Raw genomic sequence first — 12500 nt, 5'->3', positions numbered from 1 at the left:
ATGAGAGTAATCGCAGAACTTCCACATCCACAATGTAAGATTAGCATCTTTAGTATGAATCAAAAATTCATCGTCAAATTTGAGCAAGGTCCGTATGAGCAGAGTTATAAAATATCAGAGTTAGACCTAACCGGTGGCGGCGTAAATGAAGTCTTTCAAATTATCGATGAAGCATTTATCGACAGTGTAGTGGAGCGCTTTAGAACCATGAGATCAGATTTCACTGCCGCTTACCAAAGACAGCAATAAATACTTAATATAAAAACCATAAATAGCTGTAATACAGTTTAAAATTATATTAAACAGAATATAATTTTGAATATTTAAACAATTAAGGCTTGTAACTGGGGTTTAAGATAAATTTAAACTTTATCTTAATATTTTTATATTATTAATTTATAAATAGTTATGTTTTAATTTAGAATTTAATTTGGTTACTATTTTCACCAAATAAATGGTAAGTTTGATGTTTTGATTGAATTTTTAAGACCATACTATCTTCGCACTTCAATAGCTGTTTCATTATTAAGTTGATTACTTTGATCTCTTAATTTCCTTTTATATTCTACCTCCATAATTGAAAATAATTAAATTACATTTGTAGGTCAACAAATATCAAATGTCAAACAACAGAAGTGCTGGCGTATTCTTCATTCTAGTAACCATCCTATTCGACTGTATCGGCTTCGGAATTATTATCCCGATTATGCCGGATTTAATACAAGAACTTACGGGTTCGAGTTTAAGTAAAGCCTCGGAGTATGGTGGTATTTTACTAACCACCTACTCGTTAATGATGTTCGCCTGCTCACCTATCTTGGGTTCGTTGAGCGATAAACTAGGCAGACGGCCAGTGTTGTTGATTTCGCTGTTTGGTATGGCTGTTGATTATTTCTTCCTCTCTTTTGCGCATACCATCACACTGTTATTTATCGGCCGCATTTTAGCAGGTTTATGTGGTGCCAGCATTACTACCGCTTCCGCTTATATTGCCGATGTAAGCACACCTGAAAAGCGCTCACAAAACTTCGGTTTAATTGGTGCTGCGTTTGGTTTAGGTTTCATTATTGGCCCTGTAATTGGTGGCGTTTTCGGAGAAATTGGTACTAGAGTACCTTTTATGATTGCAGGTGGCTTATCGCTGCTGAATTGGCTTTACGGTTACTTCATTTTGCCTGAATCCCTGAAACCAGAAAACAGAAGAGCATTTGAATGGAAAAGAGCCAATCCGGTTGGCGCATTATTGCGATTGAAGAAATTTCCAGCTTTACTTGGGTTGCTTGCAGCATTACTGATTTTATATATTGCAGCGCAGTCAACACAAACCGTTTGGACCTACTACACCAAAGAAAAATTTGGCTGGAATAAAGCTTGGGTTGGCTATTCTTTAGGTTTCGTAGGCCTAACCGTTGGGATTGTTCAGGGCTGGCTCATTCGCATTATCATTCCAAAATTTGGCAATAAAAAGGCAGTAATGATGGGCTTGATGCTGTATGTAGTTGGCTTTATTTTATTCGCTTTTGCCTCTGAAGGCTGGATGATGTTTGCATTCATGGTGCCTTATGCCCTAGCGGGGATAACCGGACCGGCTATGCAGGGTATCATTTCCACTCAAGTAAAAGCCGATGAGCAGGGTGAAATGCAAGGAATTATGACTGGCTTTATGAGTTTGGCTAATATCATTGGGCCAACGCTAATGTCGTTCATTTTTGCCCATTTCACTAAACATAATAGCAGTTCGATTTATTTTCCAGGTGCTCCATTTTTTACAGCCGCCTTGCTTGCCTGTATATCGATATTAATTTGTTATCGCACCTTAAAAAAATATCATTAACTACGTTGTACGTGAATTGGTAAGCTAACCAAATAAGACCGGATCTCTTTGATTTTCTGAGCGCAATCGTTACTTTTGAACTATAGTGCAAGAAAATTCCCCAGACAACAAAGTAAGAAGCACAGACGAAATCACCTGGAATAAAATAAAATCGGGAGATGAAACTGCATTTATGCAAGTTTATGATGCCAATTACAAGCACTTATATCTTTTTGGTTTTAGTATTTGCCAAGATGCTGATATTGTGAAGGATCAAATCCATGATTTATTTTGTGAGATATGGGAGAAAAGGACGAGATTATCGACAGTTCACAACATCAAATCCTATCTCTTTACCTGTCTGAAACGAAAAATCATAAAAGACATTAAACTACCATCGAAGTTAATTCATATACAGGAGGAAATTGCGCCATCTATCGAAGATGAAATCATTGCCAACCAAACCGAAGAAATGAATGCTGCGAAATTGGCCAATGCATTCCAATCATTAAGCCCCTCTCAAAGACAAATCATGCTGCTTAAATATTACGATGGCATGTCTTACGAAGAAATTGCGCATCAGTTGAACAACAAACCTAGGACTATATACAACCAAGTTCATGATGCCTTGAAGCGCCTTCGCTCCTCTTTCAAATTATTATTTTAAAATCGTAGTAAATTTCTATGAACTAGTGCTCTGTAGTTAAAAAACCTTTAACTATAACCTAATTGATATGAAAAAAACTTTACTTAATTTACTGGCTTTGCTGCCTTTATTTGCTTTTTCGCAGTCCTGGAGCGGTGATCCTAGCCAAAACAACCTCGTTGCTGGTTTAGTAAGCACAAGTACTAAAACTTCTCCTGTTACCACCAAAGATAGCCAAAACAATGTATTTGTTGCTTGGGTGGATAGCCGTAATAGCGCCACTACTGGAGATGATATTTATATTCAAAAAATCAATAATGACGGAAGCGTTGCATGGACATCGAATGGAGTTTTAGTTTGTAATGCCTCAGGAAACCAGTCATCGCCCTCAATTACTCCAGATGGTAATGATGGGGTTATTGTGGCTTGGGCCGATGCTCGTGGCGCAAACACTCAAATTTACACGCAACGTGTTGATGCTGCTGGAAACATTGTGTATGCCAGCAATGGGGTTCAGCTGATTAGTGTTAGCGCAAACCAACTAGCTCCCGTAATTAAGATGGTGAATAGTACTGAAGCGATGATTTTTTTCCGTGATGCTAGAAACAGCGGAACAGGAACCGATCTTTTCGTTCATAAAATAAACATCAGTAATGGAACTCCCGTGTGGACTGGCGACGTAAATGTGGTTGCGGCTGCTAATACGCAAACTGCTCAGTCGATATTGCCCGATGGCAGTGGTGGCGCTTATTTAGCCTGGGGTGATCCTAGAATTACTACTTCCGATTCTGATATTTATGTTCAGCGAATTAACAACGATGGCACCCTTTTATGGACAGCAAATGGCGTAAATATTACTCCTGGTGTGGCTGCTAATCAAATTAAACCGTCCATAGCCTTGGATGGTACAAGTGGCTTTTTTATTACTTGGCAAGATTTGAGAAACGGCTCAACAAATGCCGATATCTTTATGCAAAAAGTTAATGCCAATGGTAGTGTTTCTTGGACAGCTGGAGGGATATCCTTATGTAACGCCACTGCCAGTCAAGACTTTGCGCAAGTAATTAGCGATGGAAATAATGGCGCTATTGTTACTTGGATGGATCCACGCGACTTAACAACTGGCAGAAGAATATTCGCACAACGTGTCAACAGTTTAGGTGCGATACAATGGGCTTCAAATGGGGTTACGGTGGCAACCGGCCAAGTGGTTAGCGCAACAGTAGTATATACTTTAATGAGTGGAAAGGTTGCTGGTACTAGTATATTAGCTTGGCAGGATACAAGAAATACAGCTACTACAGGTAACGACATTTACGCACAACGATTGAATGCAGATGGAACCAAAAGCTGGGACGATGCTGGTGTGATTGTTTGTAATGCAAATGGTTCTCAAGCAAACGTAGTTGCCGAAACTGATGGAAACGATAATGTCATTATTGCATGGACAGACGGCCGCAGTGGCACAACAAATTCTGAAATTTATGCTTCGAGGATACTGCCAACTGGGGTACTTCCGGTAACCTACACAGGTATTCAAGCGAAACTGTCTGCTTCTTCGGTGCAGGTTAATTGGTATGTGGCATCTGAAGTAAATACCATGAAGTACGTAGTGGAGCGCAGTGGCGATGACAGCAAGTTTGTTGAGATTGGTAGTGTAAGCGCATTGAAAAAATCAGCATATAGTTATACAGATTTAAATCCTTTAAGTGGCAACAATTATTATCGGGTGAAGGGCGTAGATGCCGACGGCACACTTTCCTACAGCGATGTCGCACAAGTGGCATTCAGTTTATCTGGCAATGGAGCGCAGATTTATCCAAATCCAGTGGTGGCGGAACTTAAAATTAAACTTAACCAAATATTTACTGATAAGTTATATAACTTTACCCTGACAGATATTACTGGCAAAATACAATTTAACGCATCCGTAAATGGGAAAAATCTTCAAAGTATTTATCCTATTAATGTATCAAACTTAAGCAAAGGGATGTATTTCCTTACCATCAAACAAGGAAACGAAAAGGTATCTTATCCGGTAGTTAAAAATTAATTATATAGATGGACTTTACATTTTACACGCCTGAAGAACTAGCTGCTAACGAAAGTTTCATTAACTATTATCGCGGTATAAATGCTGCTGATGTAGAAAAATGGCAGCTTTGGATTTCAGCTAGTCCCCAAAATGCAACACAAGCTACAGCAGCATGCGAACTGTTGGATGCGGTGTATCATGTTCCATCTGCTCAGGAAATGTCCCATGAGCGCCAAAGATTGCTGAATCATATCAGCACTTCAGCAGCGCCGAATATTGATAACTCACCAATTCCGACAAGGCAATTTCCTTTGTGGCTGAAGTTTGGTTTGGCTGCCTGCTTCGCCTTGATTTTAGGCTACTTCTCCTATCAATATTTGGGAAGTTCAAATGAGGTAATCTGGGAAACAAGTACTGCATCAGTAGGCAAAAAAATTAAGCTTACGTTAAGTGATGGCACCAAAGTAACCTTAAATTCAAACGCTAGTTTACGTTATCCACTAAAATATCAAGGTGAAACCAGGGAAGTTTTTTTAGAAGGTGAAGCATTTTTTGAAGTGGCGAAAGACAAAGCGCATCCGTTTATTGTGCATTCTGGAGAAATTAGCACACAAGCTTTAGGTACTGCATTTAATGTGACTAACCTGCCCTCAAGTAAAGAAGTTAAGGTGTCGTTGTTAGAAGGCAAAGTTAAAGTGTACGGAAAAAATGAAATTGGACAAGTGTTGCTTAATCCTGGAGAACAAGCACTTTTTGATAAAGCAAATAACCAATTGATTTTAAAGCAAGGAGATACCGACCAGGCGGTGGCGTGGTTAACTAATACGATCATTTTTAACGGTGCTAATTTTGATGATATTGCTTTGGCTATGCAACAATACTTCGGCAAAAAGCTCATTAATAAAAGTAACGCTAACAATTGGAGCTATAACTCAAGTTTCAAAAATGCAGATTACAAAACTGTAATCGAAGCCATCTGCTTTAGTAAGAATATTTCTTATGTAGAAAAAGGTGACACCATCATTGTGAAGTAATTCATCTTCATTATATAAAAGCCTATATCGCAATTGTGGTATAGGCTTTTGTTTAAGATGTGACTATAATAACTCCGTCGCTAAATTGGCGAGTTCGCTACGTTCCCCTTTTTGCAAGGTAATGTGCGCATAAAGCGGATGATTTTTTGCATTCTCAATCAAGTAAGATAAACCATTACTTTCTGAATCAAGATAAGGGGTGTCAATTTGGTAAATGTCGCCAGTGAAAACAATTTTAGTATCTTCTCCTGCCCTGCTGATGATCGTTTTAATTTCGTGAGGTGTGAGGTTTTGGGCTTCATCTACAATAAAGAAAATTTTATTTAGCGTACGGCCCCTAATGAACGCCAAAGGTGCAATCTCAATTTTTTCCGTTTTCACCAACTCATCAATTTTTAGTTGCATCTTTTCATCTTTGGCAAACTGTTCCCTAATCAACTTCAAATTATCCCAAATAGGTGCCATGTAAGGGTCAACCTTTGATTTCATGTCTCCCGGAAGAAAGCCAATATCTTTATTGCTAAGCGGCACAATTGGCCTAGTAATGTAGATTTGTCTATAATCACGCCTTTGCTCCAAAGCACTGGCCAATGCCAACAATGTTTTTCCAGTGCCTGCATTTCCTTGTATGGTAACTAACTTGATAGCCGGGTTTAATAAGGCATCAAATGCAAAGCTCTGTTCAATATTACGCGGTATAATACCAAACACCGTATCGTTTTTTACCAACTTTAGCATTCTATCTTTAACACTGTAAAAAGCTGCCGCCGTTTTGCGTTGATACTTAAAAACATAGAAATGATTGCTGCTTTGTTGTGGTAGCGGTATTTCTGAAATGGGTAAGTAACCATCGCTTCTGAGCTTTTCCACTACACTTAAGTCGGCAACTTTCATTTCAGTTTTACCGCTATACAGTTCTTCTACATTTTTAACCTTGCCAGTTTCATAATCCTCTGCGTTTAACCCTAGCGCTTTCGCCTTTAATCGCAAGCAAATATCCTTTGATACCAAAATTACTTTATGCTCAGGATTTTCATCCTGCAACGCTAAAGCCGCATTAAGTATTCTATTGTCAAATTTACCTTCGCTAAAAAGTGTTTCTGCATTAGTGGATTTAGGCACTTCAGCAATTTGTACCTTGAACCTACCCAAGCTACTTTTACCTAGCTTAAACCAGTTGTTAATCAAATTGCTTTTAGATGCGATATCAATAATCCTGATAAAGTTTCTTGCTTCAAAATTGCGGGTGTCGTTACCACTCTTGAAGTTATCCAGCTCCTCAAGTACCAAGGCTGGTATGGCTACATCATGCTCTTGGAAATTGTATATCGCATTGTGATCGTACAAAATCACCGATGTATCAAGTACAAAAATTTTATAGCTGCTAACTGCGGAATGTTCTCTTTTTGCCATGTATAAATTTATCATTTTATGCCCGAATTATAAAGTGCTGCCGCCATTACAGGAAATTAAAATGAATAGCGCTAAATATTACTTTAAACAGACTGAAACAATTTGCGCATAAAAGTGTATTATTATACTTTTGAAGTACTTTATTAAACTTTCACTTAATTACCGGATCATGAATAACAAACAAGCTGAACTAATCAGCCCAAAAATTAACCTAGCTGATTTTGAAACACCATTATTATCCGGTGCTTTTGAAATGGATGATCAAACTAAAATAGAATTGATCACTAATCATTTTCGTGAAATATTAACCATCCTTGGCTTAGATTTGAAGGACGATAGTTTAAAAGACAGTCCGAAACGTATTGCCAAAATGTACGTAAACGAGTTTTTTAGCGGACTAAATCCTGCGAACAAACCAGACCCTACTCTATTTGAAAACTCCTATCAATATCAAGAAATGTTGGTAGAGAAAAACATTGCCGTATTTAGTAACTGCGAGCATCACTTTGTACCAATTACAGGTAAGGCACACGTGGCTTATATCAGTAACGGTAAAGTAATCGGTTTATCAAAGCTGAACCGTATTGTACAGTATTACAGCCGTCGCCCGCAGGTACAGGAACGCTTAACCATCCAAATATGCGAAGAAATTAAAAAGGTTTTAGGCACAGAACATGTGGCTGTGATGATTGATGCTTACCACCACTGCGTATCTGCCAGAGGGATTAGAGATGCAGGAAGCTCAACCATTACAACCGCTTTTAGCGGAAAATTTAAAGATACAGAAACAAAGAACGAATTTTTAAAATACGTTGGTTAATGAACTTTGAAGGAAAAAATATCTTAGTTATCGGCGGCAGTTCCGGTATTGGACTTCAATTGGCAAAATCTTTAACTGCAAGCGGTGCAAATGTGTATGTTGCCTCAAGAACAAAGAATGATGAATTGCCAACTGAAGTGCAGTACCTTAGTTTGGATGTGAAGGAAGATCTGAGCGCACTATCCTCATTTATACCTTCGCCGTTGCATGGCTTGGTTTACGCTGTGGGAAACATCAACCTAAAGCCTATTTCAAGAATCACAAAGGATGATTTACTGAACGATTTTCAATTGAACGTTGTGGGTGCAGTATTGACTACACAGCAGGTGCTTCCCGCGTTAAAAGCGGCAAATGGAGCGTCGGTGGTATTTATCAGTTCTGTAGCAGCGCAAACCGGAATGGGATTTCATAGCAGTGTGGCAGCGGCTAAAGCTGGATTAGAAGGTGCTGCGGTGGCATTAGCCGCGGAATTGGCACCTGTTAAAGTTCGTGTAAATGTTGTTGCGCCTTCGCTTACGGATACACCAATGGCGGAGCGCCTGCTCAACACGCCAGAGAAGCGTGAGGCTGCAGGCAAAAGACATCCTTTGGGTAGAGTTGGTGCTGTTGAAGACATTACCGCGGCAATTAGTTACTTTTTAAGTGATGATAGCAGCTGGGTAAGCGGCCAAATTTTAGGTGTTGATGGTGGAATGGGTAAACTTAGAACGAACATTTAAGCTATGAAAATCAGCAGTGAAGAACTTAAACAAATGGATAACAGGTACCGAGCAACCTTCATTAACTCGCTACCGGGATACAAATGTTTGCAGTTAGTTGGAACCTTAAATGAAAACGGACACAGCAACTTAGGATTGTTTAATTCTATTTTTCATTTAGGTGCGTCACCGGCTTTGTTGGGGATGGTTTTTAGGCCACAGTCCGAAGATCACGATACCTTAAGCAATATTAAGCGCAACGGGTTTTACACCCTTAACAACGTGCTTCCATCGTTTTACAAACAGGCGCACCACACCAGTGCTCGTTTTCCTAGTGGCGTTTCTGAATTTGTTGAATGTGGCTTAACAGAATTTTTCCTGCCAGATTTCGAAGCACCTTTCGTGGCAGAATCAAGTGTAAAAATTGCTTTGGAGTTAAAGGAAATTATGCCAGTCAACTTAAACAACACCACCATAGTTATTGGCGAGGTAAAGCATATCTTACTAACGCCTAATTTAGTGGGCACTGATGGATATGTAGATCATCAAGCGGCACAAACAGTTACCGTTACGGGTTTAGATAGCTATTTCGAAGCTACTGCTTTAGGCAGGTTAACGTATGCTAAACCAGACGTGGTTCCCATTAATTTAAGCTAATGAACAAAATTAAGCGGTACGCCACTTCGGTTTAATAAAGTTTAACACAACACTCATCAATATGGCTACGGCTACAGCGTAACATGCATAAACAATGGATTGGCCTTCTGCATTTTGATTTGATGCAATTGCTAATAAAGCCCAAATACCTACCAATCCATAGGCTCGCATGTTACGTTGGGTTACTATGATCACATTTATTACCCCCGCAATTACTACCATAACGATAGTCCAAGTGATTGGATTTATTCCCAAAGCACCCCAGTTGATTTTAGTAAGTAAGGCTGCCACATTCGCAATAATGGCAACAGATATCCAGCCAACGTACAAAGTAAATGGCAAATTGATGAAAGAATAATCCTTTGTATGCTGTTTAGTTAAATTGATATGAAGATTAGCGATGATTTTTAATAATGAAATTAAGATAATGGCCATCAATACTACACTTAGTGCAGTATAATCATAAAGCCAGGCGGCTACCCAGCATGAGTTTGCAATGCAGGAAATTAAAAACCACCACCCTATTTTTTCCAATGCCGGATGTGGCTGCTGTTTGTTGAAAAGACTTCTGCCGGTGTAAAAAGCAAATGCTAATAAACCCGCATAAATGATACCCCAAATTGAAAAGGCGTATCCCGCTGGTGTAAAAAAATTAAAGTATCGATCGGATACCGTTTTCATGGTGTTTCCGTTAAATACGCCCGTATTAGATAGATAGTTGACAAAAATGGTGCTCACTAATGCTACACCATTTACAATTGGAAATAATTTTTTCATCACTGTTAGCTTTGATACAAAACCATCAATTTATTAAAATGTTTAAAATTCGAATATTACACCTAAAGATGGGATCAGATTACCTGAACTTGTGTTTAAAATGTACGGTATAGCATTTGATCCATCCGATTTAATAGCTTGCCCATCAGTAGTTAAAAAGTTGCTGTTATCTGATGTACGTTGGAATGTGTATTTGGGTAGATCGTCATTTTTGGCTTTCAAAATATTTTGGATATCAACATAGAAATTAACCGCAGTACGCTTGAAGTTGATGCGTTTATCTACCCTAAAATCCAGTTGGTTAAAGGCGCCCAGTCGTTGTGAATTTAGCTGATTAAAGTTAAGCACACCTGTTCCCAAACTAATGTAGTTCAGTTGCGAAGCTGTCAAATCAAAAGGCGTATAAGGCGTACCGCCTGCATAACGATATTTCAATCCTAAATCCCAATTTCTTCTCAATTTATAGCCCAAGGTAAATGATAGCAGGTGTCTATTATCCCAAGATGAAGAAATAAAACGACCATCTGCCCCAGAAAATTTACTCACTACATAAGAGTAACTTGCCACGTAGAACAGTTTGTTAATTAATTTCTGCTGTGCAAATACCTCAAAACCATAAGTTCTTCCATCACCTATACTCAACAGAGGTTCGCTACCGAAAGAAGTATATTCAGCGCCTTGATTGGCTAATGAAATTCCGTTGTTTACCGAAACTAGGTAATTACTGTAACGTTTGTAAAAAGCCTCAAATGTAAATCTTAAATCTGTTTTAGGTAGAAATTGAGTACCCAGTACATAATGTGTAGATTGGATATAGTCTAAATTTTTATTCAATGCATTGCCAAAGTTATCTAAGTAACCAAGCGCTGTATACGGAGGAATTTTAAAGTAAGTTCCAACTGATGCATTGATATCCCATTTCGGGTTCAAGTGATAACTGAAAGAGATCCTCGGTGATAAGGTGCTTAACGGATTACTTCCTCCGTTCGTGAACGAATTCATATCGGTTCTAACACCTCCTGAAACTAGCAAACGCTCATTAAACAGGTTTTTAGAGGCTTGAAAAAATGCGCCATACTTCCAAAAATTGATGCTGTTGTTAAAAACAATGCTACGTTGCGGACTAACGAGATTGCCACTACCGTCGTAAACGGCGTTGCTAAGTTTATTGAACAAATTTCCTTGGTAGCCTACCGCTTGTGCCATCAGTCCAGCACCTATTTTCCATCCATTTACAAACTTATTGATATCAAACCTGAACTTATTTTCGTCTTCTTGCGACGCAACCCTCAGCACACGTTTAGTCTCATCCATTATTTGATCCTCAAACTTATCTAACTTGTTATCAAACATGTTTCGGCTAAGCGTGAAGTTTAAAAATCCGTTTTCAATTTTATGATTGATATTAATGCCAACCGTATAATTCCATTGGTTAATGTATGGTGTTGAACGCAGAATATAAGTGTTTTCTAATGTCGATTCTTTAGTAGGTGCGAATCTGAAACGATCAATGGCACCTAACCCAATAGCCGTAAGTTTAGTTTTATCGTTGAACTTGTGTGTAATCTTGAATTGAAAATCTTCAAAATCAGGGCGTATGGGCAAGTCAATTAGTTTAAACAGGAAGCTCAGGTATGACTTACGGGCCGAAGCCAGAAATGTGGTGTTGTTACCCAAAGGGCCATCTAAAGTAAGTGCAGTTTCCGTAAAACTCACCCTTGCATTTCCCGATAAGCGTTCGGGATTGCCATCACGTTGTTTAATTACAAAGGTAGATGCCAAAGGGTTGTCGTAACGAGCATCAAATGCTGACGAGCTTAGTTTCAAACTTTCTATAAAAGAAACATTTAAAATACCTTGCGCACCACCAGAGCTACCTTGCGTTTGAAAGTGATTTAAAACTGGAATCTCAATTCCATCTAGGTAATACACATTTTCATTTGGCGCACCGCCTCTGATAATGATATCGTTTCTTTCGCCAGTTCCATTACTGATTCCTACACCTGGCAACGTTTGAACCACTTTTGAAACATCAAAATTACCACCTGGGTTGCTTCTAATTTCTTCGGTAGTTAGCTGCTGTACAGAAAGTGGCGTCACTAAATCAGTTGCCACTGCAGATTTTTGCTTGCTAAATTTAATATTAACTTCCTGCAAGCTTTTCGATTCAGGTTGTAAATCAAAATTAACCAACTGTGGCGTACCTGTGCTTACCACAATGTTATATTTAATTTGACTGGTAAAACCCACACTGCTTACCGAGATTTTAAACGTCCCGGCAGGCACCTTGATCTTATAATTACCAAGGCTATCCGTTACGGTTTGCAAGTTGATATCATTAACCAAAATGGTAGCACCAACAACGCCAGCGCTGGTATTTGCGTTTTGTACAGTTCCAGTAATTAAACCACTGTTTTGAGCTTTAACAAGTTGACTAAAGCTTAATAAAATTAGAATAAGTAAATGTTTGACTTTCAATTTAAATGGATTTAAAAGTTTAATTGTGTACAAATATAACCAATTACAAAGCAAGGCTTAATAAAAAAAGCCGAGATAGGTACAAAATTATACCTACCTCGGCGAGAATCAGCCATGAAAAAACGATCT

The 12500-nt window shown here is 38.6% G+C and carries 11 protein-coding genes; 8 read left to right on the top strand and 3 right to left on the bottom strand.

Annotated elements, in window-relative coordinates; translation table 11 throughout:
- From DUT68_RS01715 to DUT68_RS01695, 5 genes are all read left to right on the top strand, one after another.
- On the top strand, positions 1–249 hold the full coding sequence (locus DUT68_RS01715) for a hypothetical protein (protein WP_113635154.1): 249 nt from the start codon (positions 1–3) through the stop codon (positions 247–249).
- Positions 250–619: 370 nt separating this feature from the next.
- The gene (locus DUT68_RS01710; RefSeq protein ID WP_113635153.1) at positions 620–1834 is read left to right on the top strand and encodes a TCR/Tet family MFS transporter; all 1215 of its coding nucleotides are present in this window, start codon (positions 620–622) and stop codon (positions 1832–1834) included.
- Between the two features lie 85 nt (positions 1835–1919).
- Positions 1920–2480 carry an RNA polymerase sigma factor gene (locus DUT68_RS01705; protein WP_113635151.1) on the top strand — a complete coding sequence of 187 codons (561 nt, stop codon included), beginning with the start codon at positions 1920–1922 and terminating at the stop codon, positions 2478–2480.
- A 67-nt stretch (positions 2481–2547) separates the two neighbouring features.
- On the top strand, positions 2548–4512 hold the full coding sequence (locus DUT68_RS01700; protein ID WP_113635149.1) for a T9SS type A sorting domain-containing protein: 1965 nt from the start codon (positions 2548–2550) through the stop codon (positions 4510–4512).
- Positions 4513–4520: 8 nt separating this feature from the next.
- Positions 4521–5528: a FecR family protein gene (locus DUT68_RS01695; RefSeq protein WP_113635147.1), complete on the top strand. Its 1008-nt coding sequence runs from the start codon at positions 4521–4523 to the stop codon at positions 5526–5528.
- Between the two features lie 63 nt (positions 5529–5591).
- Here the strand turns inward: DUT68_RS01695 and DUT68_RS01690 are convergent, their stop codons facing one another.
- Positions 5592–6941 (bottom strand): PhoH family protein, encoded by a 1350-nt coding sequence (locus tag DUT68_RS01690; RefSeq protein WP_113635145.1) that lies wholly within the window; start codon positions 6939–6941, stop codon positions 5592–5594.
- 169 nt (positions 6942–7110) lie between these two features.
- Between DUT68_RS01690 and folE the strand changes: the two genes are divergently transcribed.
- The 3 genes from folE to DUT68_RS01675 are packed head-to-tail and all read left to right on the top strand — an operon-like array spanning position 7111 to position 9116.
- Positions 7111–7761 carry a GTP cyclohydrolase I FolE gene (folE, locus tag DUT68_RS01685; RefSeq protein ID WP_113635143.1) on the top strand — a complete coding sequence of 217 codons (651 nt, stop codon included), beginning with the start codon at positions 7111–7113 and terminating at the stop codon, positions 7759–7761.
- On the top strand, positions 7761–8480 hold the full coding sequence (locus DUT68_RS01680) for an SDR family NAD(P)-dependent oxidoreductase (protein WP_113635141.1): 720 nt from the start codon (positions 7761–7763) through the stop codon (positions 8478–8480). The genes folE and DUT68_RS01680 overlap by 1 nt, the downstream gene beginning before the upstream one ends.
- Before the next feature lie 3 nt (positions 8481–8483).
- Positions 8484–9116, top strand: coding sequence for a flavin reductase family protein (locus tag DUT68_RS01675; protein ID WP_113635140.1), 633 nt, complete (start codon positions 8484–8486; stop codon positions 9114–9116).
- A gap of 9 nt (positions 9117–9125) precedes the next feature.
- Here DUT68_RS01675 and DUT68_RS01670 read toward each other — a convergent pair whose 3' ends face one another.
- Together DUT68_RS01670 and DUT68_RS01665 are read right to left on the bottom strand one after the other, a co-directional pair.
- A complete protein-coding gene (locus tag DUT68_RS01670; protein ID WP_113635138.1) occupies positions 9126–9893 on the bottom strand; it encodes a tryptophan-rich sensory protein in 768 nt (255 codons plus the stop codon).
- Between the two features lie 42 nt (positions 9894–9935).
- Positions 9936–12371, bottom strand: coding sequence for a TonB-dependent receptor (locus DUT68_RS01665; protein ID WP_198659515.1), 2436 nt, complete (start codon positions 12369–12371; stop codon positions 9936–9938).
- Between the last annotated feature and the right edge of the window lie 129 nt (positions 12372–12500).

This window comes from Pedobacter zeaxanthinifaciens, from assembly GCF_003313335.1.
Classification (GTDB): domain Bacteria; phylum Bacteroidota; class Bacteroidia; order Sphingobacteriales; family Sphingobacteriaceae; genus Pedobacter; species Pedobacter zeaxanthinifaciens.
The sequence above is the reverse complement of the archived record's forward strand: the minus strand, read 5'-3'. Positions and strand labels throughout refer to the sequence as shown.